At 68.5% G+C, this 26,114-nt stretch carries 24 protein-coding genes, 1 tRNA gene and 1 pseudogene; 16 read left to right on the forward strand and 10 right to left on the reverse strand.

Annotated features, from left to right (window positions below):
- Positions 1 to 404: 404 nt before the first annotated feature.
- Positions 405 to 650 (reverse strand): hypothetical protein, encoded by a 246-nt coding sequence (locus tag HLH48_RS22915; RefSeq protein WP_220794947.1) that lies wholly within the window; start codon positions 648 to 650, stop codon positions 405 to 407.
- A gap of 116 nt (positions 651 to 766) precedes the next feature.
- Between HLH48_RS22915 and HLH48_RS22920 the strand changes: the two genes are divergently transcribed.
- Complete coding sequence (locus HLH48_RS22920; RefSeq protein ID WP_220794948.1) at positions 767 to 1,102, forward strand: hypothetical protein; 336 nt, start codon at positions 767 to 769, stop codon at positions 1,100 to 1,102.
- Here the strand turns inward: HLH48_RS22920 and rpsI are convergent.
- Positions 1,089 to 1,589, reverse strand: coding sequence for a 30S ribosomal protein S9 (gene rpsI, locus HLH48_RS01430; RefSeq protein WP_182949950.1), 501 nt, complete (start codon positions 1,587 to 1,589; stop codon positions 1,089 to 1,091). The two genes, HLH48_RS22920 and rpsI, sit on opposite strands and share 14 nt — an antisense overlap.
- Positions 1,590 to 1,593: 4 nt before the next feature.
- Positions 1,594 to 2,076 carry a 50S ribosomal protein L13 gene (gene rplM, locus HLH48_RS01435; RefSeq protein WP_182995708.1) on the reverse strand — a complete coding sequence of 161 codons (483 nt, stop codon included), beginning with the start codon at positions 2,074 to 2,076 and terminating at the stop codon, positions 1,594 to 1,596.
- 216 nt (positions 2,077 to 2,292) lie between these two features.
- On the opposite strand from rplM, the gene HLH48_RS01440 reads away from it, so the two are divergent.
- On the forward strand, positions 2,293 to 3,639 hold the full coding sequence (locus HLH48_RS01440; protein WP_182995709.1) for a hypothetical protein: 1,347 nt from the start codon (positions 2,293 to 2,295) through the stop codon (positions 3,637 to 3,639).
- Positions 3,636 to 4,508 carry an SDR family oxidoreductase gene (locus HLH48_RS01445; RefSeq protein WP_182995710.1) on the forward strand — a complete coding sequence of 291 codons (873 nt, stop codon included), beginning with the start codon at positions 3,636 to 3,638 and terminating at the stop codon, positions 4,506 to 4,508. Before HLH48_RS01440 ends, HLH48_RS01445 begins: the two co-directional genes overlap by 4 nt.
- A 72-nt stretch (positions 4,509 to 4,580) precedes the next feature.
- On the opposite strand, the gene HLH48_RS01450 is transcribed toward HLH48_RS01445, so the two are convergent.
- Both HLH48_RS01450 and HLH48_RS01455 read right to left on the reverse strand, forming a co-directional pair.
- Positions 4,581 to 4,656: transfer RNA gene (locus HLH48_RS01450), tRNA-His, on the reverse strand.
- Between the two features lie 107 nt (positions 4,657 to 4,763).
- Positions 4,764 to 5,936, reverse strand: a complete 1,173-nt coding sequence (locus HLH48_RS01455) for an aminotransferase (protein ID WP_182995711.1) — start codon at positions 5,934 to 5,936, stop codon at positions 4,764 to 4,766.
- 223 nt (positions 5,937 to 6,159) lie between these two features.
- On the opposite strand from HLH48_RS01455, the gene HLH48_RS01460 reads away from it, so the two are divergent.
- Both HLH48_RS01460 and glnA read left to right on the forward strand, forming a co-directional pair.
- Complete coding sequence (locus HLH48_RS01460) at positions 6,160 to 6,498, forward strand: P-II family nitrogen regulator (RefSeq protein ID WP_182995712.1); 339 nt, start codon at positions 6,160 to 6,162, stop codon at positions 6,496 to 6,498.
- A gap of 144 nt (positions 6,499 to 6,642) precedes the next feature.
- Complete coding sequence (gene glnA, locus HLH48_RS01465; RefSeq protein ID WP_182995713.1) at positions 6,643 to 8,103, forward strand: type I glutamate--ammonia ligase; 1,461 nt, start codon at positions 6,643 to 6,645, stop codon at positions 8,101 to 8,103.
- 74 nt (positions 8,104 to 8,177) lie between these two features.
- On the opposite strand, the gene HLH48_RS01470 is transcribed toward glnA, so the two are convergent.
- A complete protein-coding gene (locus tag HLH48_RS01470; protein ID WP_264812320.1) occupies positions 8,178 to 9,944 on the reverse strand; it encodes a chloride channel protein in 1,767 nt (588 codons plus the stop codon).
- Between the two features lie 211 nt (positions 9,945 to 10,155).
- Between HLH48_RS01470 and HLH48_RS01475 the strand changes: the two genes are divergently transcribed.
- Complete coding sequence (locus HLH48_RS01475) at positions 10,156 to 11,172, forward strand: NAD(P)H-quinone oxidoreductase (protein ID WP_373320174.1); 1,017 nt, start codon at positions 10,156 to 10,158, stop codon at positions 11,170 to 11,172.
- 53 nt (positions 11,173 to 11,225) lie between these two features.
- The gene (locus HLH48_RS01480) at positions 11,226 to 12,017 is read left to right on the forward strand and encodes an alpha/beta fold hydrolase (RefSeq protein WP_182995714.1); all 792 of its coding nucleotides are present in this window, start codon (positions 11,226 to 11,228) and stop codon (positions 12,015 to 12,017) included.
- Here the strand turns inward: HLH48_RS01480 and HLH48_RS01485 are convergent.
- Complete coding sequence (locus HLH48_RS01485; protein WP_182995715.1) at positions 12,001 to 12,666, reverse strand: DNA-3-methyladenine glycosylase family protein; 666 nt, start codon at positions 12,664 to 12,666, stop codon at positions 12,001 to 12,003. The genes HLH48_RS01480 and HLH48_RS01485 overlap by 17 nt on opposite strands.
- A 153-nt stretch (positions 12,667 to 12,819) precedes the next feature.
- Here HLH48_RS01485 and HLH48_RS01490 point away from each other — a divergent pair, with 153 nt between their 5' ends.
- The 3 genes from HLH48_RS01490 to HLH48_RS01500 all read left to right on the forward strand — a co-directional run bounded on the left by HLH48_RS01490 (position 12,820) and on the right by HLH48_RS01500 (position 15,917).
- Entirely contained in the window at positions 12,820 to 13,965 is a 1,146-nt protein-coding gene (locus tag HLH48_RS01490) for an energy transducer TonB (RefSeq protein WP_182995716.1), read from the forward strand.
- 42 nt (positions 13,966 to 14,007) lie between these two features.
- Complete coding sequence (locus HLH48_RS01495) at positions 14,008 to 15,465, forward strand: AMP nucleosidase (RefSeq protein ID WP_182995717.1); 1,458 nt, start codon at positions 14,008 to 14,010, stop codon at positions 15,463 to 15,465.
- Between the two features lie 107 nt (positions 15,466 to 15,572).
- A complete protein-coding gene (locus HLH48_RS01500; RefSeq protein ID WP_182966851.1) occupies positions 15,573 to 15,917 on the forward strand; it encodes an acyl-CoA thioesterase in 345 nt (114 codons plus the stop codon).
- 24 nt (positions 15,918 to 15,941) lie between these two features.
- Here HLH48_RS01500 and HLH48_RS01505 read toward each other — a convergent pair.
- The 3 genes and pseudogenes from HLH48_RS01505 to HLH48_RS01515 all read right to left on the reverse strand — a co-directional run.
- A pseudogene (locus tag HLH48_RS01505) lies at positions 15,942 to 16,091 on the reverse strand (cupin domain-containing protein); the annotation flags it as partial.
- A gap of 87 nt (positions 16,092 to 16,178) precedes the next feature.
- Positions 16,179 to 16,388 carry a hypothetical protein gene (locus HLH48_RS01510; protein ID WP_182995719.1) on the reverse strand — a complete coding sequence of 70 codons (210 nt, stop codon included), beginning with the start codon at positions 16,386 to 16,388 and terminating at the stop codon, positions 16,179 to 16,181.
- Positions 16,389 to 16,444: 56 nt separating this feature from the next.
- Positions 16,445 to 17,365, reverse strand: a complete 921-nt coding sequence (locus tag HLH48_RS01515; protein WP_182995720.1) for a LysR family transcriptional regulator — start codon at positions 17,363 to 17,365, stop codon at positions 16,445 to 16,447.
- Positions 17,366 to 17,483: 118 nt separating this feature from the next.
- Here HLH48_RS01515 and HLH48_RS01520 point away from each other — a divergent pair, with 118 nt between their 5' ends.
- The 6 genes from HLH48_RS01520 (at position 17,484) to HLH48_RS01545 (ending at position 26,054) form a co-directional block, all read left to right on the forward strand.
- Positions 17,484 to 19,127 carry an MFS transporter gene (locus tag HLH48_RS01520; RefSeq protein WP_182995721.1) on the forward strand — a complete coding sequence of 548 codons (1,644 nt, stop codon included), beginning with the start codon at positions 17,484 to 17,486 and terminating at the stop codon, positions 19,125 to 19,127.
- A 20-nt stretch (positions 19,128 to 19,147) separates the two neighbouring features.
- Entirely contained in the window at positions 19,148 to 20,224 is a 1,077-nt protein-coding gene (locus HLH48_RS01525; RefSeq protein ID WP_182995722.1) for an HlyD family secretion protein, read from the forward strand.
- The gene (locus HLH48_RS01530) at positions 20,211 to 21,770 is read left to right on the forward strand and encodes an efflux transporter outer membrane subunit (RefSeq protein WP_182995723.1); all 1,560 of its coding nucleotides are present in this window, start codon (positions 20,211 to 20,213) and stop codon (positions 21,768 to 21,770) included. The genes HLH48_RS01525 and HLH48_RS01530 overlap by 14 nt, the downstream gene beginning before the upstream one ends.
- Positions 21,771 to 21,787: 17 nt before the next feature.
- Positions 21,788 to 22,534, forward strand: coding sequence for a pirin family protein (locus HLH48_RS01535; RefSeq protein WP_182995724.1), 747 nt, complete (start codon positions 21,788 to 21,790; stop codon positions 22,532 to 22,534).
- 137 nt (positions 22,535 to 22,671) lie between these two features.
- Entirely contained in the window at positions 22,672 to 25,320 is a 2,649-nt protein-coding gene (locus tag HLH48_RS01540) for a M16 family metallopeptidase (RefSeq protein ID WP_182995725.1), read from the forward strand.
- 17 nt (positions 25,321 to 25,337) lie between these two features.
- Positions 25,338 to 26,054: an MgtC/SapB family protein gene (locus HLH48_RS01545; RefSeq protein ID WP_182995726.1), complete on the forward strand. Its 717-nt coding sequence runs from the start codon at positions 25,338 to 25,340 to the stop codon at positions 26,052 to 26,054.
- Positions 26,055 to 26,114: the final 60 nt, after the last annotated feature.

Below are 26,114 nucleotides of genomic sequence, written 5' to 3' on the forward strand. Positions count from 1 at the left end.
TTTCCAGATTGGATTCGCCTGGATTCCGGAGAGTCCATTTGCGGCGACGATCGCCATCAGTCCACACTCCAGTGACGTTTCAGATACGCATCAAACATTGGGACCGTAAACGCTATGTCCCCATCCGCGGGGCTGTAGATCATCCCCTTTGCGATGATCTGCGCGCACCTGGGCCCCGGCGTCGTGAGTTTTTCTCCCAGAACTTCGGCGACATCCAAGGAACGGTACGGACCCGGTCCCAGGCGCGCCATGGCAATCACATAGTCCTTTTCTTTGGGGGCCAGACGGTCGATTCGAACTTTAAAGAAGCCATCATCAAGTCTTCGGAGAGCTTCGCTCTCGGCGATTTCAATGCAACTGATGGCGATGGGCGAATCATGGGATGCGCTCCATACCTGATATCCCTATTCTTGTAGAAAATATGGGCATTCTTTTGTCAAGGTGACTATTTTAGCGCGTAAGTCTTCATCTATCAGAAGCGCCCATCCGCGGCCGGCTGCTCTCGCGGCCTCACCGACTTCCAGAAAAAGCTCGGTGAGGTCGTGTTCAAGGTTGCCGCTGTCGGCCACCCCCGGTTCGGAGTCCACCGACACTTCGAAATCGCCGACGCGGACCTTGAACGCACCTGCGAAACTGCGGAGCGCGCGCAAGGCAGCATGAGTGGCCGTTCTTGCAGTTTCCAGAAGCGATAGCTTGCGGAGGACCTGATGAATCTTCGGATAGAGAAGATCGGCGAGCTTTCGATCTTCTGGAGCTTCAATGAAAGATGTCAGATAACCGCGATCTTCGGCGATTTGTTCGATTCTATTCAGGAGAACGGTTTTTCCGACGCGCGCAGGCCAAGCCGCATTTGCGATTGCGCCGGCCGTCCGAGCAGAACGCGTTGCAACGCGGTATCTGCGGCTGTGATAATATCCTCTCGACCCGCCAATTCCGGCGGCTGAGAACCCGCCCCAAAAAAAGGCGCCCCGTGGCGCACGGCACGATCGCCAAAAAAAACGGGGAATACCCAGCCGCGTGGCGGCCGGATATCCCCCGTTCGATGCCCGCCGGCCGGGGCGCGGTTGCGCCGCCGGCCGGCAGCGCGATCAGCGCTTGCTGAACTGGAAGGAACGGCGGGCCTTGGCGCGGCCGTACTTCTTGCGCTCGACAACGCGGGAATCGCGAGTCAGGAAGCCGGCGGCCTTCAGGATGCCGCGCAGCGTGGGCTCGTAATGCGTCAGCGCGCGGCTGATGCCGTGACGGACCGCGCCGGCCTGCCCGGACAGACCACCGCCCGTCACCGTGCAATAGACGTCGAACTGGTTGTAGCGGTCGGCCACCAGGAACGGCTGGGTGATCAGCATCCGCAGCACCGGACGGGCGAAATAGGTGCCGACCGGACGGCCGTTGACCGTGATGTCGCCCTTGCCCGGCTTGATCCAGACGCGGGCCACCGCGTCCTTGCGGCGGCCGGTGGCATAGGAACGGCCCTGCGCGTCGCGCTTGGCCTCGTAGACCGGGGCATCCTGCGTGGAGACGACCTGGCCGGTCGCGACGGCACCCTTCAGGTCGGCCAGCGTGCCTGTACGCTCTTGGGTTTCAGACATTCTATCAGGCCCCGATCTTCTGGGTGTTGACGGTGTTCTTGCGGTTCAGCGCCGCGACGTCGAGCGGCTTGGGCTGCTGGCCGGCATGCGGATGCTCGGTGCCCGCATAGACATACAGATGCTTCATCTGCGCGCGTTGCAGCGGGCCGCGGGTGATCATCCGCTCGACCGCCTTGGTCACCACGTGGCCGGGGTTCTTGCCCTCCAGCCGCTGGGTGATCGTGCGCTGCTTGATGCCGCCCGGGTAGCCGGTGTGGTAATGGAACAGCTTCTGGCCGACCTTGTTGCCGGTCAGAGTGATCTTTTCCGCGTTGATCACGACGATATTGTCGCCGCAATCGACGTGCGGGGTGAATTGCGGCTTGTGCTTGCCGCGCAGGCGCTGCGCGATAATGGCGGCGAGACGTCCCAGAACGAGGCCTTCGGCGTCGATCAGGATCCAGTCTCGCGTCACCTCTGCGGGCTTCAGCGAGAGGGTGGTCTTCATCTGTTTGTGTTCCGTCTGATGATAGGGAGCGGTAACGGGTGGCGCGTTATCCGCGCAGGCAGGCATCGCGTCAAGACAAAAACGGGTTTTGCCCCGATTTTTCGGGCAACTAGCCGTGCGGTATCCTGATACCGCAGGTTTGTTACCATCCGGTGATTGCCCAGGGGCGAGGGAATGTTATAGCTGTCGCACCGGCCATAGACGGGTATCCCCTACGTGAAAAAGCTGACTTCCGCCCTTGTTCTGCTGCTGATCATCGTCGTCGTGGGGGGGCTGGGGCTGAGGCATTTCGCCCAGAGCCGCATGGAATCCGCGATCGCCGACCTGCGGACGGCGATCGGGCCCGGCGCCAGCTTCACCTACGCCACCGCCCGGCCGCGCATCCTGGCGCGCGGCGCGCGGCTGACCTCGGTGAGCTATCGCAACCAGGCCATGACCCTGACCGCGTCGGAGGCGATCGTCGGCCGCGTCACCGGCAATGCGGTCGACGGGCAGCATATCGGGGCCCTGACGCTGCGGGATGTCCAGGTCATGGAGCCCGGCGCCACGGCATCGATCGCGTCGCTGGTGCTCAAGGGCCTGGTGCTGCCCAATACCGGGCCGGACCTGTTTCGCGCCCCGGCCCCGCCGCGCCTGGATTCGCTGGTGGTGGATTCGGCGCAGGTGACGAGCCTGCATGTGGCGGTGCCCGCCAGCCAGACCGACCTGACCGTCGCCGGCGCCACGATCCGCGATTACGGGCTGGGCAGGACCTCGCACCTGGATGTCGAGACGCTGGCCGTGCAGGTTCGCGTGGCGCCGACGCGCCGCATCGGGGTCGGCCACCTGCGTATCGACGGGCCGGATTTCGCCGGCCAGATCGCCAGCCTGCTGCAATCGGGCCATCTGATCCATACGGTCGGCCGCCGCCGGTTCGACGTGACCGCGCTGACGATCGACGGTGCCAGCCCGCTGCTGCGCGTCGGCCATCTGGAGGCCGAGCAGGAGGCCAGCGCCAGCCAGGACGACCTTGAGACCACCCTCACCGACCTGTCCGCCTGGCCCAGCCCGCCGCAGGACCAGTCGCTGCTGCGGATGATCGGCTACGATCATTTCGCCGGCCGCGTCCATGCCGTCAGCACCATCCAGCGCCAGAGCGGGACGATGAGCCTGCACCCGCTGGATATCGACGCCCCGGAGATGGGGCACATGACCATCATGGCCGACCTGGACCAGATTCCGGTCGACGACCCGGCCAACATGCCCGAGACCGCGCGGATCGTCTCGGCCACCATCGACTGGCAGGACCGTTCGCTGGCCGACCATGTGCTGGACGGGCTGGCCCGCGCCCGGCAGGTGGCGCCCGATGCCTATCGCCAGCAGATCCAGGCCGCGCTGGCGGCGTCGCCCGACCCGTCGATGCAGGCGCTGGGCCATTTCCTGGCGCAGCCCGGCCAGCAGCGCCTGCGCGTGATGCTGCGCCCGCCCCGGCCGATCAGCGTATTGATGCTGGGCGTGGCGCTGTCGATGGCCGGCGACCCGTCGACGGCCGGCCTGCTGGGCCTGTCGATCAGCACGCCGTGACGCCTCCCCCGGTGCCCGGCGGGCCCACGCATGTCATCGGTGCCTCCGGCCGGTCGGGCGCCGCGCTATGCCGGGCGCTGCTGGACCGGGGTACGCCCTTTATTCCCGTGGTGCGCGATGCCGCACGCTGGCGGGCGACCGGGCTGCCCGGCACCCCGGCGATCGCGGACCTGGCCGGGCCGGCGGACATGCTGCGCCGGGCCCTGGCCGGCGCGACGCGGGTGGCCGGCACCGCCCACGCGCGGCATGTGCCGGCCCTGCTGGCCGCGATGCCGGCGGAGGCCACGCTGGTCTGCCTGGGCAGCACGCGCAAATTCACCCGCTGGCCCGACGCGCATGGCGACGGGGTGCTGGCCGGCGAGGCGGCGCTGATGGACTCGGGGCGGAACGGGGTGATCCTGCACCCCACCATGATCTATGGCGCGCAAGGCGAGAATAACGTGCGCCGGCTGGCGGCCCTGCTGCGCCGGCTGCCGGTCGTGCCGCTGCCCGGCGGCGGGCGCGCGCTGGTGCAGCCGATCCATCAGGACGACGTGACGCGCGGCCTGCTGGCCGCCCTGGACCGCCCGTGGGACGGGCCGCATGCGCTGGTGATCGCGGGGGGGACCGCCCTGTCCTATCGCGATTTCGCCGCCATGGTGGCGCGGCTGTCGGGCCTGCGCCCGCGCCCGGTGGTGCCGGTGCCGGCGGTGGCCATGATGGCGGCGGCGTGGGTGACGCGGGTGCTGCCGGGGGTGCCATCGGTGGGCACGGCGGAAATCCGGCGGCTGCTGGAGGACAAGGCGTTCGACATCGCGCCGATGGAACGGGAACTGGGCTTCGCCCCCATCGGCCTGGAAGAGGGGCTGACGCGGCTGTTCGGGCGCTGATGTGGTGATCGATCCCGTTTGGTGATCGATTCTGTTTCCGGGCTGTTCCAGACAGCCTGACCGGAAAACCGCTGGGGCGAACGACGGGGCTCGAACCCGCGACCACCGGTACCACAAACCGGCGCTCTACCAGCTGAGCTACGTCCGCCACAGCGGGCTGTCATGTAGAGAACTGAGTCCGCCCCGTCAATCGCCCAGCACGCGCGAAGGCACGAAAAAAACCGACGCGCCGCCGGCCTTCCGCGCGCCGCTGCTCTATGCGCCGCGCAGATCCGCCAGCCCGGCGCGCAGCCGCGCCACGGCCTCGGCCAGCACGTCCTCGCGCTTGCAGAAGGCGAATCGCACCAGATGGTCCGGCGCGCCCTCGGTGCTGTAGAACGCCGAGACCGGGATCGCGGTCACGCGGCAGCGCTCGGTCATGGCGCGGCAGAAGGCCGCGTCGTCGCCCGCGAAGCCCGTGGGGCGGATGTCGGCCACCACGAAATAGCTGCCGTCGCACGGCAGCACGTCGAACCCCACGCCGCGCAGCCCGTCGGAGAGCAGGTCGCGCTTGCCCCGCATGTCGGCGGCCAGGGCGGCGAAATAGTCCGTGTCCTTGTCCAGCCCCATGGCGACGGCGCGTTGCAGGTTGGGGGGCGTGGTGAAGGTGAGGAGCTGGTGGGCCTTCGCGACGCAGCCGGCGAGGGCGGCGGGGGCGGTGATGTAGCCGACCTTCCACCCGGTCAGCGAGAAGCTCTTGCCCGCGCTGCCGATGCGCAGGCAGCGCCCGCGCATGCCCGGCAGGGTCATCAGCGGCACGTGGCGGGCGCCGAAGGTCAGATGTTCGTACACCTCGTCGCAGAGCGCATAGGCGTCGTGGCGGGCCACCAGGCCGGCGATGACGGCCAGCTCGTCCGGCGTGAAGACCTTGCCGGTCGGGTTCATCGGCGAATTGAGCAGGAGCGCCTTGGTGCGGGGGCCGAACGCCGCCTCCAGCGCCGCGCGGGGCAGCGACCAGTGGGGCGGGGTGAGCCGGACCGGGCGGGGGATCGCGCCCAGGGCGCGGATCATCGGCACATACGTGTCGTAGAGCGGTTCCAGCACCACGACCTCGTCGCCCGGGTCGAGCAGCGCCATCAGCGACGCCGCCAGGGCCTCGGTGGCGCCGGAGGTCACGATGACCTCGGTGGCCGGGTCGATCGCCAGGTCGTAGAACCGCGCGTTCGCGCGGGCCACGGCGGCGCGCAGCTCGGGCACGCCGGTCAGCGGCGGATACTGGTTGCGGCCGTCGCGCAGGGCGGCGGCGGCGGCCTCGATCAGGTCGGCCGGGCCTTCGGTATCGGGGAAGCCCTGGCCGAGATTGATCGCGTCATGCCGCGCGGCCAGGGCGGACATGACGGTGAAGATGGTCGTCGGCAGGCCGGACAACTGGCTGTTCAACGGTTTCATGTTCGCTCTTTCCTGGCAGAGGGGCACCCTTGCGGCCGACCGTGCGCAGATGTGCGGAAAATCCCGGCATTTTGCAATCCGCTCCGATTGCCTGCGGGCGCGACCCGTGCCACGGTATGGCGGGTGGCCGGCCACGCGGTTTCCGCACCGTTACGGACCGGATCGCCCAGGCACAGCGCGGTCCCGGCCCCCGGGCACCGCCCCAGGATGTGGCGACGCGGGCATGAAGAAGATCGAGGCCATCATCAAGCCGTTCAAGCTCGACGAAGTGAAGGACGCGCTGCACGATATCGGCCTGATGGGCATCACGGTGACCGAGGCCAAGGGGTTCGGCCGCCAGAAAGGCCATACCGAGCTGTATCGCGGCGCCGAATACATCGTCGATTTCCTGCCCAAGGTGAAGCTGGAGATCGTCTGCGCGGACGACATGGTCGATCGCGCGGTCGAGACCATCGTCTCCGCCGCCCGTACCGGCCGCATCGGCGACGGCAAGATCTTCATCACGCCGGTCGAGGACGTGATCCGCATCCGCACCGGGGAACGCGGCGATGACGCCATCTGACCCCGGGCCGTTTCCCCCTTCCTCCGCCCGGCGCAAGCAAGCGGACGATCGCGGGCCTGTCATCCTATCGACAACGGGCCGCTAGTTTCGTAACCGTTCCACCGCCGTGTCGTGCGGCACCTTCAGTTCAAGGCAGGTATATCGATGGCGAAGAAAGCCCAGAGTTCAGCTCCGACCACCCTTCCGTCCCCTTCCGCTGAGGCTGTCGCCAAGGTCTTCAGCCTGATCCAGGAACATTCCGTGGAGCTGGTGGACCTGCGCTTCACCGACCCGTACGGCACCTGGCACCACACCTGCCAGCATGTCTCGACCATCGAGCAGGACACGTTCCGCGACGGCTTCATGTTCGACGGTTCGTCGATCGGCGGCTGGAAGGCCATCAACGAGAGCGACATGGTCCTGCTGCCGGACCCCGCCACCGCCGTCATGGACCCGTTCTCGGCCAAGCCGCAACTGATCCTGATCTGCGACATCATCGAGCCCTCGACCGGCCAGTTCTATAATCGCGACCCGCGCTCGACCGCCAAGCTGGCCGAGGCGTACCTGAAATCGACCGGCCTGGGCGACACCGCCTTCTTCGGCCCGGAAGCCGAGTTCTTCATCTTCGACAACGTCAAGTTCGGCACCGGCCCGAATTTCGGCATCTATCAGCTCGACAGCATCGAAGGCCCCGGCGCGTCGCTGAAGGATTATCCGGAAGGCAACATGGGCCATCGGCCGGGCGTCAAGGGCGGCTATTTCCCGGTGCCGCCGGTGGACAGCGAGAGCGACCTGCGCGCCGAGATGCTGACCACGATGGGCGAGATGGGCCTGCCGATCGAAAAGCACCACCACGAGGTCGCGCAGTCGCAGCATGAGCTGGGCACGACCTTCACGACCCTGGTGAAGTCCGCCGACTTCATGCAGATCTACAAATACTGCGTGCATAACGTCGCGCATTCCTATGGCAAATCCGCGACCTTCATGCCCAAGCCGATCTATGGCGACAACGGCTCGGGCATGCATGTGCATCAGTCGATCTGGAAGAACGGCAAGCCCGTCTTCGCCGGCAACGGCTATGCCGACCTGTCGGACCAGGCGCTGTATTACATCGGCGGCATCATCAAGCACGCCAAGGCGCTGAACGCCTTCACCAACCCGTCCACCAACTCCTACAAGCGGCTGATCCCGGGCTTCGAGGCGCCGGTGCTGCTGGCCTATTCGGCCCGCAACCGCTCGGCCTCGTGTCGTATCCCGTACGCGACCAGCCCGAAGGCGAAGCGCGTCGAGGTGCGTTTCCCCGACCCGACCGCCAACCCGTACCTGTCCTTCGCCGCCATGCTGATGGCCGGCCTGGACGGCATCAAGAACAAGATCCACCCGGGCGACGCCATGGACAAGGATCTGTACGACCTGCCGCCCGACGAGCTGAAGCAGATCCCCACCGTCTGCGGATCGCTGCGCGAGGCGCTGGAATCGCTGGCCGCCGATTATGAATTCCTGCTGGCCGGCGGCGTGTTCACCAAGGACCAGATCGAGAGCTATCTCGAACTGAAATGGCAGGAAGTGTACCGCTTCGAACATACGCCGCATCCGGTGGAGTTCGAGATGTACTACTCCGTCTGATCCGGCTTCGGGATTGGAGAACGGGCGCCGGATCCGCGAGGGTCCGGCGTTCTTTTTTTGCAGACAAAGAAGGCTTACGCGCTCGGCCCCTTTTCGCCCGCGAGTTCCCGCCGGGACCGGTCCAGTTCCTCGCTATAGCGGCGCAGCGCGTGCTGCTCGGTCAGCATGCCGCGCACCTGTCGCCCTTCCGCGCTGTCCACCACCACCAGCGCGTCGCTTTCGGCCTGTTCGAAGCGGGCGATGGCCTCGCGCAGGTTCATCTGCGGCGTCAACATCTGGTCGCGATACTGGGCGAAGCGGGCGAGGGTTTCGTCGGGCAGCGCGCTCTCGGCATATAATTCGGGCACCAGCACCAGTCCGACATACCGCCCCGCCTGGTCGACCAGCACGATGCGCTGCCCCGATCCCAGCGGATAGGCCCGGCGGGCCGCCTGTACCGTCGTATCCTGGCACAGCGTCTTCACATCGTGCCGCATCATCCGCCCGACCGTCAGCGTGCGGATCCAGCCGATATCGACCGCCGAGCGGATCGATTCCCCGCGCAGGTGGAAGCGCCAGGTGGCGAAGGAATAGCCGAAGGTGCGGCGCACCGTCAGGCTGGAAATCACCGAGGCCACCAGCACGGCGGCGGTCAGCGGCAGGCTGCCCGTCATTTCCAGCGCCAGGAAGACCATGGTCATCGGTGCGCCGACCACCGCGACGGCCATCGCGCTCATGCCCACCAGGGCGCAGAGTTCGGCCGAAAGGGGGGTCGCGGAGATCAGCGCCAGGCCGCCGCCGAACGCCGCCCCGGTCAGCACGCCCAGATAGAGCGAGGCGAAGAACAGGCCGCCGCGGAACCCCGCGCCGATCGACACCGAGGAGGCCAGCGCCTTCATGACCAGCAGCGCCAGGACCTGCCCGGTCGGCATGGCATGTTCCAGCGCCACCCGCATCGCCCAGTGGCCCGACGACATGACCGAAGGCGATGCCAGCGCCAGCAGGCCCACCACCAGCCCGCCGATGGCGGGGCGCATCCAGACCGGCAGGCCGGACCGGCGAAACAGCATCTCGGCCAGGGTCACGCAATACATCAGCCCGACGCCCAGCAGGGCGGCGACGATGCCCAGCGTGGCGATGGGCAGGTAATCGTCCATCCGCAAGGCGGCCGGCAGCACCACGCTGACCCCCGGCACCGTGCTGTGCAGCAGATGCGCCACCCCGATCGCGGAGACCGACGCCGCCGCGACCGGGGCCAGGTTGGCCAGCGAATAGGTGCCGATGACCAGTTCGAACGCGTAGAACGCCCCGGCCAGCGGCGCGTCGAACGCCGCCCCGATCGCCCCCGCCGCGCCGCAGCCGACCAGCAGCCGCAGGTCCTCGCGCCGCACGCGGAACATGCGGCCCAGGCGCGAGCCGGTGGCGGCGCCGATCTGGGTGAAGCCGGCCTCCAGCCCCACCGAGGCGCCGACGGAATTCGACAGGACCGTCTGGACGGCGACGATCGCGCTGTCGCGTATCGACATCCGGCCGCCATGCAGGGCATTGGCCTCGATCGGGTCGACCGGGCGGCCGGGCACGCGGCGCGTCACCCATACCCCTAGCAGGCCGAGCAGCAATCCACCCAGGGTCGGCACCAGGATCGCGCGGGCGGGGGCGATCGCCCCAAGCCCCGAGATCCGGCCGATGCCGGGGGCGGCGAACAGCAGGCGATGCGCCAGCAGGGTGGCGTGGCTCATGGCGCCGACCAGCAGGCCCGCGGCGCAGCCGACCGCGGCCGCCAGCATCACCAGCCATAATTCGTCGGCCCGCACCAGCGCGCGCAGCAGGCGCGGAACATAGGCCACGCGATCGTCGCGCACGTCGCCCTCCGCCCCGTCCGGAGGCAGGAATGCGCCGCGACGGCGTCGCAGATGATTCAGCAGGCCGAGGGTGGAAGACGGCACGGCAGGGTACTCTCGCGGGGCGCCCGGACGCCCGTAGCGACTATTTGAAGTGATGTGCCTGTCGGATCAACCCGAATTCGGCCTTACCATGCCGCCCCGGCGCCCCTACGGCTTCGATCGCGGAGAAATGCCGATGTCCCCTGCCCTGCCCCCCACCATGCGCGCGGTCATTGTGCGCGAAGCCGGCGCCCCCGAATCGATGACGCTGGCCGACATCCCCCTGCCCGTGCCCGGACCGGGCGAGGTGCTGGTGCGGGTGCAGGCGGCCGGGGTGAACCGGCCCGACCTGATGCAGCGCAAGGGCCAGTATCCGCCGCCGCCGGGGGCCAGCCCGATCCTGGGGCTGGAGATCGCGGGCGAGGTCGTGGCGAAGGCGCCCGACGCCCCGGACTGGCCGGCGCTCGGCACGCCGGTCTGCGCGCTGACCAATGGCGGCGGCTATGCCGCGTATTGCGCTGTGCCGGCCGGCCAGTGCCTGCCCTGGCCGGACGGGTTCGACGCCATCCGCGCCGCCGCCCTGCCCGAGACGTTCTTCACCGTATGGTCGAACCTGGTGATGACGGCGCATGTCGCCCCCGGCGAGCGGGTGCTGATCCATGGCGGCGCCGGCGGCATCGGCACCGCGGCGATCCAGACCGTCCGGGTGCTGGGGGCCGTGCCCTACGTGACCGTGGGCTCGACCGACAAGGCGGCGCTGTGCCTGAAACTGGGCGCCGAAGCCGCGATCGACTACCGGGAGGAGGATTTCGTCGCGCGGATCGACGACCTGACCGGGGGGCGGGGCGTGGATGTGGTGCTGGACGTGATCGGCGGCCCGTACCTGGACCGCAACCTGCGCTGCCTGGCGCAGGGCGGCCGGCTGGTGATCATCGCGCTGCAAGGCGGCGCGAAAGCCCAGGAGGTGGGGGTGGCCCGGATCCTGACCCGGCACCTGACGGTGGCCGGCACCACGCTGCGCCCGCGCGACCGCGCGTACAAGGCCCGGGTGGCCGAGGGGCTGCGCGCGGCGCTGTGGCCCGCACTCTCCGACGGTACGATCGCCCCGCTGATCCACGCGACCTTTCCCCTGGCCGAAGTCGTCGCGGCCCATAAACTGATGGAATCGGGCAGCCATTCCGGCAAGATCGTCCTCGATCTGCGTTAATGTTATAACAGAAGGCCGGTCATGTCCGGAGCGAGGTTGAGGACCATGCCATCGTGCTGCTGAACGTCATCGCGCGCGGGCCGGACGAACCGTCCGGCGCCCAGGCCGCCCGTCCGCCCATCGTCCTGCTGCATGGCCTGTTCGGCCGTGCCCGCAACCTGGGCTTCTTCCAGCGCCGGCTGGCCCGCACCCGGCGGACGCTGGCGATCGACCTGCGCAATCACGGCGACAGCCCGCATGGCCCGATGGACTACAACAGCATGGCCGGCGACCTGCTGGACACGCTGGCCCATCACGCGGCGCTGCCGGCCACGCTGGTGGGCCATTCGATGGGCGGCAAGGTGGCGATGACGCTGGCGCTGACCCGGCCGGGGATGGTGCATAGCCTGGTGGTGGCCGACATTCCGCCCGCCCGCACCGGGCATGGGCAGTTCTCGCTGGGCGAGCAGATGCTGCGGATCCGCTTTCCGCCCTATCTGAACCGGGCCGAGGCCGATGCCCTGCTGCGGCCCGAGATCCCCAATGCCGACGTGCGGGCGCTGATGTTGCAGAATATCCGGCTGGGCGAGAATCCGGGCTGGGTGATCGGGCTGAAGGACATCGTGGCGTCGATGACCAATATCGAGAGCTGGCCCTATATTCCCGAGGGCTATACCTATCCCGGGCCGACCCTGTTCCTGGCCGGCGGCAATTCACCCTATATCCGGCGCGAGCATTATACGGTGATGCGCCGGCTGTTTCCCAATTATCATCTGGAACTGATCGAGCATGCCGGCCACTGGCTGCATGTCGAAAACCCGACCCGCTTCGCCGCGCTGGTCGAGGATTTCACGGACCGGTACTGACATAGCGCCCGGCCTTCGCGGCCTCGGCGGCGCGCCACAGATACCAGGCGGCGGCGGAGCGGTAGGGGCTCCAGTCCCGGGCGATCGCCGCCAGGGCGGCGGGGCGGGGCTGGGCGTCCAGGCGCTTGATCGCCCGCCAGCCCTCGCGCACGCCGAAATCGTCGACCGGCATCACGTCCGGACGCCCCAGCGAGAAGATCAGCAGCATTTCCACCGTCCACCGCCCCACGCCGCGCAGGCTGGTCAGCCGGGCGATCAGCTCATCGTCATCCATCGACTCGGCCTGCCGCCGCGAAGGGACGATGCCGTCGCGGCGGGCCTGGGCCACGCCACGGATCGCCCGGATCTTGCTGCCCGACAGGCCGCAGGCGCGCAGATCGGCCTCGGACAGCGCCAGCAGCGCCTCCGGCGCCGGGAAGACTCCGCCGGCCAGCGCCACCAGCCGCCCCAGGATGGCCTGCGCCGCCCGGCCGTGAAGCTGCTGGTAGGCGATGGCGTTCACCAGAGCCTCGTAGGGCGCGCGATCGGCCTCGACCCGCAGGCCGCACGGCCCCACCCGCGCCACCAGGGCGGCCAGGTCGGGATCGGCGGCGGAAAGATGGGCGCGGAGGGCGCGATGGGGGTCGGGAGAGGGGATGGAAGAACTCATGACGGCACAGATCGGCGTAGCAACTCGACCGCATCGGTGACAAGTTGATACGATCGCATGACAGCAAGGTATCATGACAATGGGGTCGCCAGCGGCTAGGGTCCCGGATACATCATGCGCCGCAGGCGACCACGCGGAGACTCCCGGCACTTCATGACGGTGACACTCAGTCCTTCCTCCCGCCACCGCCAGGCCGAGGAGCCCGTCCTGATCCCGCGCGCGGATATGCGGGAGCGTTCGGTGCGCCAACCGGAAACACCCGGGCGCCGCGACGGGCGCGAGGGCCTGCGTCCCGAGCCGGTGGCCCGGCCGGCGGGATATCGCGCGCTGAAACAGGCCGGGGCGCCGATGGTGCGCCCGGATACGATCGCGGAACCCGGCGTCACCACCGTACTCGCGGTTTCCGCCGCGCTGCACCTGATCCTGCTCGCGATCATCCTTCAGGCCGCGCGCCACCATGCCGGCGGGGCGACGGCGCCCGAATCGCAGTCGGTCGAGATGATGTTCACCCCGCAGGCTTCGAGCGGCATGCAGGGGCGCAATTCGCCCGACCAGGCCGGCGGCAGCGGGTCGCCGGCCAAGCCCACCCCCACCACGCCCCAGCCCGACCAGCCGCAGCCCAGCGATTCCTCGCCGTCGCCCAGCGTGCCGTCGCCGCAGACCCCGGCGGCCCCGCCGCTGCCGCGCTCGCCATCGGACCAGACCCTGCCCGACCAGCCCTCGACCGCGCCGCCCAACCCGGCGATGCAGAGCCCGGGCCAGGCCGCCCACCCCACGGCGCACCCCACGCCGCGCCACCCGCAGCCGGCCCGGCAGCGCACGCCCAGCCGCGCGCCCTCGCCGTTCGATCATCCGATGGACCTGTCCTTCGCCCCGTCGCCGGGGCCGGTGCGCCAGCGGCGCGGCCGCGCCGGCGGGTCGGGCGGCCCGATCGACCTGTCGGTGGGGCCGGTGGTGCGCAACGGGCAGTTGAACGCCCCCTATTCGACCCAGACGCAGGTGCGCGGCGTCAGCGAGGATTACGGCGAGGAAATCGACCGCTGGATCCGCAACCACATGTATTATCCCGAGGAAGCCGCCCGCGCCGGCGAGGACGGGGCCTCGACGGTGCATGTGGTGCTGGACCGCAGCGGGCGCGTGCGCGGCGTGCGCCTGACCAACCAGTCGGGCTCGTATTATCTGGATGCCGCGACCACCGGCATGTTCCACGGTGCCGAACTGCCTCCGGTGCCGCCGGACATGACGGGCGACCATTTCGATATCGACGTGACGATCAACTATATCCTGATCCGGCGCTGACACGGGGCCGGGTGTGACGCTCCTGCCGGGGAGGAATGGCGCATGAATGGCGATTTCACAGCGATCCGCGACCGCGTGGGAACGGATTTCGAGAGCTTCGACGATGCCGAGGCGGCGGTGCGGCGCATAACCGGCCTGTACGAGGCCGCCGTGCATGAGTTGCGGACCGCCTTCGGCCGGCGGCAGTCGCCCGGGGCCGAGGCGCCGACCTATCCGTACCTGGCCTTCGCCGTGACCCGCGCGCCCACGGCGGAGGACACGCGGCCGCCCTTCGACGTGCTGCTGGAACCGGGAGTCTACGGCACCACCCTGACGCGCCCGGAACTGTTTCGCGATTACTGGCGCGAGCAGATCGGCATTCTGCTGCATCATTACCGCCAGCCGGTGCTGGTCGGCCGGTCGCGCCGGCCGATCCCGCTGCCTTATGTGATGGAAGACGCGGTGACCGCCATCACCGAGGACGACCTGCGCCTGCTGCAACGCCATTACGCGTTGCCCGACCTGCACGCCACCGACGACAGCATCGCCAACTGCGCGCTGATCCCCCGCCCCGACGAGCCGCGCCCGTTGGCGCTGTTTACCGCCGAGCGCACCGATTATTCCCTGGCGCGGCTGCATCATTACACCGGCACCGCGCCGCGACACGTGCAGCGCTTCATCCTGCTGACCAATTACCAGCGCTATGTGGACGCGTTTCGCGACTATGGCCGGGCCCAGGTGGACCTGGGCGGCGAGTACGACCGGTTCGTCGAGCCTGGCGACCAGATCCATCGACGCGGCGACCCGGACCGGCCGCCGCTGGCCGGGTCGCTGCCGCAGATGCCGGCCTATCATCTGTGCCGGCCCGACGGTGACGGGATTACGCTGGTCAATATCGGCGTCGGCCCGGCCAACGCCAAGACCATCACCGACCATCTGGCGGTGCTGCGGCCCCATTGCTGGCTGATGGTGGGCCATTGCGCCGGGCTGCGGCGGACCCAGCGGCTGGGCGACTATGTGCTGGCGCACGGCTATGTGCGCGACGACCACGTGCTGGACGACGATTTGCCGCCCTGGGTGCCGGTGCCGCCGATCGCCGAGGTGCAGGTGGCGTTGCAGGACGTGACGGCGCGGGTGACCGGGCTGCACGACTCGGAACTGAAGACCCGGCTGCGGACCGGCACGGTGATGACGACCGACAACCGGAACTGGGAATTGCGGCTTCAGGCGCTGTTCACGCAGATCAACATGTCGCGATCCATCGCGGTGGATATGGAGTCCGCCACCATCGCCGCCAACGGGTTCCGCTTTCGCGTGCCGTACGGCACCTTGCTGTGCGTGTCGGACAAACCGCTGCATGGCGAGCTGAAGCTGCGCGGCATGGCCAATGCCTTCTATCGCGAGCGCGTCAGCCAGCATCTGACGGTGGGGATCGAAACCATGCGCCAGTTGCGCGCGCAGGGGGTGGACCGGCTGCATTCGCGCAAGCTACGCGGGTTCGACGAGCCCCCGTTCCGCTGAATGCATCGCCGCGGGCCGAGCAAGGAGAAGAATGCGTGACCGATCCAGACCAGCCATCCGCCGCCCCCGTGCCGCCATCCGGCCAGCCGACCATCCGCGTGGTGGCGATGCCGGCCGATGCCAATGCGGCGGGCGACATTTTCGGCGGCTGGCTGATGTCGCAGATGGATCTGGCCGCCGGCACCGCCGCCGCCCTGCGGGCCAGGGGGCGCTGCGTGACGGTGGCGATCGACAAGGTGATTTTGCACCAGCCGGTGCTGATCGGCGATGAGGTGAGCCTGTATACCGACATTATCCGCACCGGCCGGACCTCGATGTCGATCCATGTGCAGACCTGGCGCCGGGCCCGGCATTCGCACGAGACGGTGAAGGTGACGGAGGGTGTGTTCACCTTCGTCGCCATCGACGACGAGCGCCGGCCGCGCCCCCTGCCGCCGGAGATGCCGCGCTGAGGGCGGGCATGACCGCGAGGCGGCTCAGATCGGACCGGATGTCCCGACCCAGATAAGCCGCACGTCGCCGTCGGCCGTTGCCGCGGCGGAATAGAGAAGGCGCAGGTCGAACCGGACGCTGTCGCCTGGACCGAGCACGAAGCTCTTCCTGCCGACCGTCATCTCCAGCTTGCCTTCGAGGACATACTGAAGTGGCCCCCGTCATGAGGACCACGGGCGGCACGATTTAAGTCGGAGAGCGTAGCCCGGTTGATCCTTTTTTCAGGCGACCATCAGGTCTTCCTGATGATGTTGACCCTGTGGAGATGTGGGCGACGCGTCAGCCTCGTCCACATCTCCACAGGCATCGACGCTAAAAAACCCCGCTCCACCGTCAAACGCCCGCGCCGCCTGGTCCTGCAACTGCTTCTTCCAAGCGTCAATCCGCTTCGGCTGAACCTCATGGCGCCGGGCAAGGTCCGTCACCGTCACGTCCCCACGGATCGCCTTCACTTCAATCGCGGCCGGATGCGGACGATCGGGCCAATTCAGCCCAGTTCGCTCTGGATCTGGCGGGCGACGCGGACGATGGTCTCACGCAGCCAGCGATGCACCGGATCGGTGTCGCGCCTGGGGTGCCAGGCCTGGAAGGCGACGACCCGTGGCAGGGGAAACGGATAGTCGAAGACCGCCAGACCGCGCTCGGCTAGCGGCACGCGGTAGAGGGCCATGTCGGGCAGGGTCACGATGAGGTCCGTATCGCGCATGCTGTCGATCATCGCCTTGTATTGCGGGACGACCAGCACGACGCGGCGGGACAGGCCATACTGGTCGCGCAGGATGCGGTCGATCGGGCCGTGGGCGCGGCCCCGGCGCGAGATGCTGATATGGTCGTAGTGGGTCAGGGTCTCGGGCGTGATGCCCTCGGCGAAGATCGGGTGGTCCTTCCGTACCAGCGCCTTCATGACATGGTGGAGAATGGTCTGGCGCCGGATTTCCGGCTTCAGCATGTCGGTCGCGCCGATATACAGGTCGATCGCGTCGTCGCGCAGGGCCTGGTTGGCCGCGTCATCGATCTCGGGCGCGAAGACCAGTTCGCAGTTCGGGCAATCCTGCCGCAATGCGCGCATCAGCGGCAGCGCCAGCGGGCCGATGACGACATCGTTCGCACGGATGACGAATTTGGGCGCCATGTTATGCAGGGCGGCCAGGACCTGGGTTTCGATCAGCCCGTCGGCGGCGCGCACCACGTCCTGCACGCGATCGCGGATGCCCTGCGCGAAGGCGGAGGCGATCAGATGCCGGCCCGAGGGGACCAGGATCGGGTCGCCGAACACGGTACGCAGTTTGGCCAGGTGGCGGCTCATCGCCGGCTCGCTGATATGCATGCGCCGCGCCGCGACGGATACGCTCTGTTCTTCAATCAGCACCTGCAAGAAGCGCAACAGGTCGAGATCGTATCCACGCATCCGGGCAATTTATCTTTTCATGAAGGGGAAAGGCCAGCGGAAACGGTTCCGGAAAGTGAAATCCTGACATAATCGGAATGGAGGTTTTCCGCGATTCGGTTTCGATGATGATCGCGCCATGAAGTCCGACCCGCATGCTCCACGCGGCGGCGCGGCGGCGCCGGTGATCCATGCCGCGCCGCCCGTGCCGTCCTATATCCCGCCTTTCGGGTTACGCACGATCATCGGTTGCCTGGGCATGTTGCTGGCCGTGCATGTTGCGGGATTCAACGAGCATGTCACGGAAATCGGCCTGTCCGACATTCGTGGCGCCATGCATGTCGGCCACGACGAAGGCACGTGGTTCACCACGATCTACGAGGCGTTCAACATCGCGTCCATGGCGTTCACGCCATGGTTCTACATGACGTTTTCGATCTATCGTTTCTCGATCTTCGTCACCGCGACGATGGCGCTGCTGGCCGTTCCGGCCCCCTTCATGCCCGACATCACCTCGCTCTGCGTGCTGCGGGCGTTCCAGGGGCTGACGGCCGGATGCCTGCCGCCGGTGCTGATGACCGTGATGCTGAAATATCTGCCGGCGGAAATCCGCGTGTTCGGCATCGGCGGCTATGCCATGAGCGCCACCTTCGGCCCCAATCTGGGCCTGCCGCTGGAGGCGTTCTGGTTCGAGCATGTCGGCTGGCACTGGCTGTATTGGGAGATCATTCCCCTGGCCGCCCTGTCGGTCGCCATGCTGGCCTACGGCCTGCCGCGCGACCCGATGCGTCTGGAACGGTTCGAGACGTTCAACTGGTTCGGGCTGCTGGTCGGGCTGCCGGCCATCTGTTCGCTGGTGATCGTGCTGTACCAGGGCGACCGGCTGGACTGGTTCCGCTCGCCGGTCATCACGCATCTTGCCTTCTGGGGCGGGGCCGCGTTCGTCGTCTTCCTGATCAACGAATCCTTTCATCCGAGCCCGTATTTCAAGATTCATTACTGGCTGTCGCGCAACATCCAGGCGTCGCTGCTGTCGCTGGTCGGCATTCTGGCGATCTGCGGCCTGATGGCCGAACTGCCGGCGACCTATCTGGAGGCGGTGCGCGGTTACCGGCCGATCCAGACCGCGCCGATCTCGCTGGTCGTGGCGCTGCCGCAGTTGATCATGCTTCCGCTGATCGCGGCCCTCTGCAACAGCCGCCGCGTAGATTGCCGCTATGTGCTGGCCGGCGGGATGCTGTGCCTGGCGGCGGCGGCCTGGTGCGGCACCTGGCTGACGCCCGACTGGGTGCGCGACAATTTCTATGTCATCCAGATCCTCCAGGTATTCGGCCAGCCGATGACCGTGATCCCGACCCTGATGCTGGCGACGCTGGCGCTGGGGCCGGCCGACGGGCCGTTCATCTCGGGCATGGTCAACATGCTCAAGGGGCTGGCCAACGCCGTGGCCTTCGCGCTGTTCGCGGCCCTGACGCGGCGGCGCGAGCAGTATCATTCCACCATGCTGCTCGACCATCACGGCACGCAGGGGCTGGCGTTGCAGGGGCTCGGCGAGCCGATCGGCCGGCAGCTCGCGGGCACCTCGCCGGATGCGGGGCATGTCGCGCGCAACGCGCTGGACGTCTTTCACACCTACATCCGGGAACAGTCGCTCGTCCTCGGGCTGGCGGATATCTATTTCATCCTGATCTGGGTCTGTCTGTTCTACGCCGCGCTGAACGTCATCCTGCCCCGTCGCGTCTATCCGCCTCGCCCGCCCGCGGCGACGGCTCCCGCCCACTGAACCTCGCGGACCCAAATGAAATGATCTACAGGAAACCTCTGCTTTACGCCGGCAGCGCCGCTGTCGTGCTGGCGGTCGCCGCCTGGGGCGGCAGCCGGCTGGTCCTTGGCAACGGCATCGACCAATATACCAACGACGCCTATGTCACCGCCGATTTCACCGCCGTCGCGCCCAAGGTGGCCGGGCGCATCGACCGGGTGCTGGCCGAGGATAACGAGGCCGTCCGCGCGGGCGAGGAACTGGCCCATATCGAGGATGACGACTACCGCGCCGCGCTGGATGTCGCGCGCGGCCGGCTGATGGCGGCCCAGGGCACGGTCCGGAACCTGCAAGCCGAACTGGGGCGGCAGGAATCGGTGATTGCGGGCGCCCAGGCGGCGGTACGGGCCGACCAGGCCACATGGCAATTCGCGCGCCAGAACATGGCGCGCTATCGCAACCTGTCGTCGGGCGGCGCGGGCACGGTGGAGCAGAAGGAAGCCACCGAGGCCCGCGAGAAGGAGACCGCGGCCGCCGTGGCGCGGGACGAAGCCGCGACCGACGCCGCGACCCGGCAGATCGACGTGCTGAAGGCCCAGCTCGCGCGCGCCCAGGGCGAAGTGCTTCAGGCGCAGGGTGACGCGCGGCAGGCGGAGCTGAATCTGTCCTACTGCACCATCCCGGCGCCGGTGACCGGCATTGTCGGCGAGCGCGGGGTGCGTGTGGGGGCCTATGTGCGTCCCGGCACCGCGATCCTGGCCGTGGTGCCCACGCAGGCGGCCTATGTGCTGGCGAACTATCAGGAAACGCAATTGACGCATGTCCAGACCGGGCAGAGCGCGACCGTCTGGATCGATACCTTTCCCGGCCAGCCGCTGAGGGCGCATGTCGATTCGGTGGCGCCGGCCACCGGCGTCGCCTTCGCGCCGATCCAGCCGGACAACGCGACCGGCAATTTCACCAAGGTCGTGCAGCGCGTGCCGGTGAAGCTGACCTTCGACCCCGGCCAGCCGTTGGCCGCCAGGGTGCGTGTCGGCCTGTCGGTGGAAGTCAGCATCGATACCGCCTCGCATCCCTCGGGACCGCATGCCGGCGACACGCGCTATGTCTGGCGCTGAAACCATGCCCGGGCAGGCGCGCCGGGCGCTGGCCGGCGCCTGCCTGGCGGCATTGGCCGCCTGCACGGTCGGGCCCGACTACCATACGCCCGCCATGGACGGCCCGCGCGCCTGGCACCAGAGCGTCGCACCCGCGACCAGCCACCCGGTCGTGGCCTCGACCGACCCGCAATGGTGGCGGCAATTCGACGACCCGGTGCTGACGGCGCTGGAGCGGGAAGTCGCGGCGGAGAATCTCGACCTTCAGGCCGCGTCGCTGCGCCTGACGGAGAGTGCGGCCGAGCGCCGGATCGCCAGCGCCGCGCAGTTTCCCCATGCCGAGGCCAATGCGTCCTATGCGCGGGAGCGTGCCAGCACCAACGGCATTCTCGGCCTGCTGGGCACCCTGGAACGCGAGCAGGCGGGCACCGTCGCCAGCGGCACGCAGGGTTTCGGGCCGACCGCGCTGCCCGGCAGCGTCGGCAACCCGTCCTTCAACCTGCCGCAATATGGCATGAACGCCTCATGGGAAGTCGACCTGTGGGGCCATGTGCGCCGGCAGGTCGAGGCGGCCACGGCGGCGATGCGGGCCAGCGAGGACATGCGCCGCGACGTGCTGGTGTCGCTGATGGCGGAAACCGCGCGGGATTATATCGACCTGCGCGGCGTGCAGGCCCGGCTGGCCATCCTGGACCATGATATCGCCATCGCGCGCGACAGCGTGCGGCTGACGACCATGCGCTTCGGCCAGGGGGCCGCCACGCGGCTGGACGTGGCGGATTCGACCGGCCAGTTGCACGGCTTCGAGGCCCTGCGGCCGCCGCTGGAGCGCCAGCAGGTGCATCTGCTCAATGCGCTGAGCTTCCTGGTGGCGCGCGCGCCGGGGGCCCTGAATGCCCGGCTCGGCAAGCCCGCGCCCGTTCCGCCCGTGCCGGCCGCGCTGCCTGTCGGGCTGCCCTCGCAACTGGCGGAACGGCGGCCGGACATCCGCATGGCGGAGGAGCGGCTGCATGTCGCGACCGCCAGCATCGGGGTCGCGGTGGCCGATTTCTTCCCGCGCGTCACGCTGTCGGGCAGCCTCGATATCCAGGCGCTGCAATTCAGCGGGCTGGGGTCCTGGGCCTCGCGCCAGTACGGGTTCGGCCCGACCGCCACCCTGCCGCTGTTCGAAGGCGGGCGCCTGACCGGGCAGCTTCGTCTGCGCCAGGCCCAGCAGAAGGAGGCCGCCATCATGCTGCGCCGGACCATGCTGAAGGCCTGGCAGGAAATCGACAACGCGATGGCCGATCTGGCGACCGCGCAATGCGAACGCGACCGGCTGCGCGAGGCGGTGCGGGAGAACGAGATCGCCGTGGACACCGCGCGGGCGCAATACAGGGCCGGCGCGTCGGACTTCCTGACCGTGCTGACCGTGCAGAACCAGCTTCTGGCCGCGCAGGCCCGCTTCGTGGATGCGACCACCGACATCGCGCGTTCGGTCACGCAGCTCTACCGCGCGCTTGGCGGCGGGTGGGAGAGCACCTACCCTGACGCGACCCCGGCAACCCCGGCGACATCGCACGGCTGAAGAAGGGCCATGAACCAATGATCACGATCCGGCGCGCGGGCAGCCTGGGCCAGGTGCGGCAGGGCGACGCGTCTCTGCGCTGCCATTTCGCCTTCGGGCCGTACCAGGACCCGCTTCATGTCCATGACGGCCGGCTGCGCGTGGTCAACGCGGTGCATCTGCCGGCCGGCGCGGAGTATGCGCTGGGCCCCGAACGGAATGTCGATATCGCCACCTGGGTGGTGGACGGCGCGCTGACGGCGCGCAGCGACCTGTTTGCCGACATGGCCGTCGGGACGAACGGGCTGCATCTGATCCGTACCGCCGAGGGGTGCCTGTCGATGGGCTGGCGCGCGGAGGCGGGTGGCGCGTCGTTCCTGCAATTCTGGTTCCTGCCCGACGATGAGGGCGGGACCCCGGCGCAGGAGGCGCGGCCCGCCTTCGCCGGGCTGGAAGATGGCGGCTTTCGCATTCTCGCCTCCGGCTTTCCCGAGGACGATCCGGAGGACGCCGGCACCATTGCCGACGGCGCGCCGGCCGTGCTGCGCGCCAGTGCCCGCCTGCTGCACGCGGCGATCCCGCGCGGGGAAGGGGCAAGCTACCGGACGGTTGCGGGGCGCGCGCTCTATCTGGTGGTGGCGCGCGGCACCGTCACGCTGGACGGCACGGGCCTCGGCCCCGGCGACGGCGCGCGGATCGATGACGAAACGCAATGCGTCGTCATGGCGACGGACGACGCCGTGATTCTGCTGGCGGATACCGCGCGGCTGGAGCCCGGCCTCTGACTGCCGGCCGGGGAGCGCCACGAGCGTAGCCCGTTCCCTCGCCACGCAGACCTTCCCCCCTCCCCGCCCTGAGCGATCTGACGTACGATGCATCAGCGGGAACATACGGAGCGCGGGCAGGTCGGATGCGATGGATCATGCGGATAGGCATGGGGCTGCTGGCCTGCGCCCTATCGGGGGCGGCCCGGGCCGACGAACCGGCGGTGCTGCGCGACACGCTGGCCAACGGGCTGCGGGTGGTGATCGTGCGCGACGCGCTGGCGCCGATGGTCGCGACCCGGCTGGTCTATCTTGCCGGATCGGCCCAGTCTTCGGCCGATTTTCCCGGCACGGCGCATGCGGTGGAACATATGATGTTCCGGGGCACGCGAGACCTGGACGCGAACCAGCTCTATCGCATCATTCAGGCGACCGGCGGCGTGGCCAATGCCATGACGGGCACCGATTACACGCAATATCTGTTCAATATCGCGCCGGCCGACCTGGGGGTGATCCTGCATGTCGAGGCCGACCGGATGCGCGGCATCGCGCTCGACCCCAACCAGTGGGCGCGGGAACGCGGCGCGATCGAGCAGGAAGTCTCCGCCGACCGGTCCAATACCGGCTATCGGGCGGCGGAGCAGTTCAATGCGGCGCTGTTCGCCGGCACGCCCTATGCGTGGCGCGGAGTGGGAACGCGGGAATCGTTCGATGCCACCGATATCGAGCGGCTGAGGCAATTTCACGATTCGTGGTATGCGCCGAACAATGCCGTGCTGCTGATCGTCGGCGACGTGGCGCCGCGGGCGACGCTGGCAATGGTGCGCGCCGATTTCGCCGATATTCCGCGCCGTGCGCTGCCCCGGCCGGGGGCGCCGAAAGTGCCGCCGCCGCTTGCGCCGCGCACGTTGAGCGCGCCGACCGATGCCGGCGTCGGCACGGTGACGATCGGCTGGCGGACGCCCGGCCTGCGCGATCCGGACATGGCAACCCGCCTGATCCTGGCCGATGCCATCAACAACCGGCGCGGCGGACTGGGCCGGCTGTCGGTCGAGGGACGGGGTCTGGGGGCCTATTTCTCCTATAGTGGGCGGCGTGACTGGGGGCAGGCCATCGCCACCATCCGCTTTCCGCGCGGCGCCGATCCGGCGCGCTATCTGGCCGATCTGCAAGCCGTGCTGGCCGATTTTCGCGCGCATGGCGTGCCGCCCGAACTGGTCGAGGCGGCGAAACGCGCCCGCGTGAAACATGCGGCGTTCGACCGCAACAGCATCCTCGGCCTGACCCAGACCTGGCTGAGTGCGCTGGTCGAACGCGATGTGTCGGACCCGGATGAACTGGTGCGCCAGTGTGCCACCGTGACGCCCGCCGCCGTCAATGCGCTGATGGCGCGCGAACTGGCGCCGGATCATGCCCTGATCCAGGTCGATCTGCCGGCCGAGCATATCGCGCCGCCGCACGATAGCGGGTTCGGCGGGGCCGAGAGCTTCGGCGACAGGCCTGTGCCCGATGCCCCGCTGCCGCAATGGGCACAATCGGTGCTGGCACCGCCGCCGACGCCGCATTTCGCGCCGCCCGCCGCCGATTGGAGATTGCCCAACGGGCTGCGCCTGATCGTCCGCCCCAATCACCGGACGCACACGATCCTGCTCCGTGCGCGGATTCATGAGAATGCCAATATGGAGGAACCCGCGGGGCAGGATGGCGTGGCCCGCCTGACGGCCAGCCTGATGCCGTTCGGCACCGCGGCCCGGGACCGGGTCGCGACCGAGGCCGCCGCCGATGCGCTGGGCAGCAGCATCGATGTCGGCCCCACATTCGGGCTGGCGGCGCAGACGGCGGATTTCGGCCCGACGCTGGCGCTGCTGGCCGATACCGAACTGCATCCGGCCTTTCGCGAGGCCGATCTGGCGATCATGCGCGACAAGTTGTCCCAGGCGCAGAAGGGATTCCTGCAAACCCCGGCCCATGCGTTCGGCCGTGCGGTGCGGGCGGCCATGGTGCCGGCCGGCGACCCGAGCCTGCGCGAGGACACGCCGGAGACGATCGGCCGCCTGACGCGCGATGACGTCCTGGCCTATTTCCGGCGGGCCTATCGGCCGGACATGACGGTGATCGAACTCATCGGCGATATCGAACCGCAGGCGGCGCGGACGGCCATCCTGTCGGCCTTCGGCGGCTGGACGGCCAAGGAGCCGAAACCCGAGGTGATCGAGCCGCCGATCGCCGACCCGCCGGTGGCGCGCGTCCAGATGGATGGGGAGGGCCGGACCCAGGACCGCATCATCCTGGCACAGGCCGTACCCCTGCGCCGGGGCACGGCGGAGACCGCGCTGTTCGAACTGGGCAACGGGGTGCTCAGCCGGGGCTTTTCGTCGCGGCTGTACCAGGCGCTGCGGGTACGCACCGGCTATGTCTATGGCGTGAGCAGCATGGCTTCGACCAGCGAGACACGCGGCACGTTTCTGATCGCGCTCGGCGCCGACCCGGCCAAGGTGCCCCGCGTGGAGGCCGAGATCCTGTCGATTCTCGACGACATGCGCGCCCATCCGGTCGGCGCGGAGGAACTGGAACGGGTGCGATCCGGGTATCTGCGCACCCTGCCGTTCGCCGGGGCCTCGCTCGACGCGATCGCACTGCGCGATATCGGGCTGGCGACCCACGATCTGCCGCTGGACCAGCCCGACCGTGACATCGCCACCGCGAACGCCGCGACCCCGGAACGGATACGCGACCTGTTCGCCAGGATCGTTCACCCGCCGGGGCTGTCGACCTTCGTCTACGGCCCGGCCCCACCGCAGGACTAACGACAAGGACCGATGCGATGCATTTCATCCAGACATTCAACGGGCCGGCTTTTCTCGATACGATCGTCAGCTATCTGTCGGCCTTTCTGTTCGGCACGCTGATCGGGGCCGAGCGTCAGTACCGGCAGCGCACGGCGGGGCTGCGGACCAACGTGCTGGTGGCGGTGGGGGCCGCCGCCTTCGTCGACCTGGCCCAGCGGATCGCGGGCGATGCCGAGGCCGTGCGCGTGATTTCCTACGTGGTCTCGGGCATCGGCTTTCTGGGGGCCGGCGTGATCATGAAGGACGGCACCAACGTGCAGGGGCTGAACACCGCCGCCACGCTGTGGTGCTCGGCCGCCGTGGGTGCCTGCACCGGATGCGACATGGTGGCCGAGGGCGGGTTGCTGACGGTGTTCGTCATTGCCGGCAACACGCTGCTGCGACCGCTGGTCAATGCCATCGACCGCATTCCACTGCAAGGACGCGGGGTGGAGGCGAGCTATACCGTCAGCCTGCTGACGGACCGCGCGCATGTCGACACGCTGCGCGACCTGCTGGTGGCGCATCTGGAGCAGGCCCGCTTTCCCGTCGCCGATATCGAACTGGTCGACCGGGGCGCCGACCAGGTGGAAATCGTCGCGACCCTGACCAGCACCACGGTCGACAAGGCCGAGTTGCAACGCGTCGTCACTCATCTGGCCACCATGCACAGGGTGGCGCATGCGAGCTGGCTGGTCACGCCCGAGGCCTGACCCGGCCGCCCGCGCGAATCCGCGACCGGCAGGCGTGCTCAAAACGGCAACAGAGTGATG

This window comes from Gluconacetobacter sacchari, from assembly GCF_014174255.1.
GTDB classification, from domain to species: domain Bacteria; phylum Pseudomonadota; class Alphaproteobacteria; order Acetobacterales; family Acetobacteraceae; genus Gluconacetobacter; species Gluconacetobacter sacchari.

Coding starts and splice junctions, on each gene's coding strand:
- HLH48_RS01545 (WP_182995726.1), top strand. CDS start 25,338: ATGCATTTCATCCAGACATTCAACGGGCCGGCTTTTCTCGATACGATC.
- rpsI (WP_182949950.1), bottom strand. CDS start 1,589: ATGTCTGAAACCCAAGAGCGTACAGGCACGCTGGCCGACCTGAAGGGT.
- rplM (WP_182995708.1), bottom strand. CDS start 2,076: ATGAAGACCACCCTCTCGCTGAAGCCCGCAGAGGTGACGCGAGACTGG.
- HLH48_RS01515 (WP_182995720.1), bottom strand. CDS start 17,365: ATGCGTGGATACGATCTCGACCTGTTGCGCTTCTTGCAGGTGCTGATT.
- HLH48_RS22920 (WP_220794948.1), top strand. CDS start 767: ATGTCAGATAACCGCGATCTTCGGCGATTTGTTCGATTCTATTCAGGA.
- HLH48_RS01500 (WP_182966851.1), top strand. CDS start 15,573: ATGCCGGCCGATGCCAATGCGGCGGGCGACATTTTCGGCGGCTGGCTG.
- HLH48_RS01535 (WP_182995724.1), top strand. CDS start 21,788: ATGATCACGATCCGGCGCGCGGGCAGCCTGGGCCAGGTGCGGCAGGGC.
- HLH48_RS01495 (WP_182995717.1), top strand. CDS start 14,008: ATGAATGGCGATTTCACAGCGATCCGCGACCGCGTGGGAACGGATTTC.
- HLH48_RS01530 (WP_182995723.1), top strand. CDS start 20,211: ATGTCTGGCGCTGAAACCATGCCCGGGCAGGCGCGCCGGGCGCTGGCC.
- HLH48_RS01540 (WP_182995725.1), top strand. CDS start 22,672: ATGCGGATAGGCATGGGGCTGCTGGCCTGCGCCCTATCGGGGGCGGCC.
- HLH48_RS01490 (WP_182995716.1), top strand. CDS start 12,820: ATGACGGTGACACTCAGTCCTTCCTCCCGCCACCGCCAGGCCGAGGAG.
- HLH48_RS01455 (WP_182995711.1), bottom strand. CDS start 5,936: ATGAAACCGTTGAACAGCCAGTTGTCCGGCCTGCCGACGACCATCTTC.
- glnA (WP_182995713.1), top strand. CDS start 6,643: ATGGCGAAGAAAGCCCAGAGTTCAGCTCCGACCACCCTTCCGTCCCCT.
- HLH48_RS01475 (WP_373320174.1), top strand. CDS start 10,156: ATGCCGATGTCCCCTGCCCTGCCCCCCACCATGCGCGCGGTCATTGTG.
- HLH48_RS01520 (WP_182995721.1), top strand. CDS start 17,484: ATGAAGTCCGACCCGCATGCTCCACGCGGCGGCGCGGCGGCGCCGGTG.
- HLH48_RS01525 (WP_182995722.1), top strand. CDS start 19,148: ATGATCTACAGGAAACCTCTGCTTTACGCCGGCAGCGCCGCTGTCGTG.
- HLH48_RS01485 (WP_182995715.1), bottom strand. CDS start 12,666: ATGAGTTCTTCCATCCCCTCTCCCGACCCCCATCGCGCCCTCCGCGCC.
- HLH48_RS01460 (WP_182995712.1), top strand. CDS start 6,160: ATGAAGAAGATCGAGGCCATCATCAAGCCGTTCAAGCTCGACGAAGTG.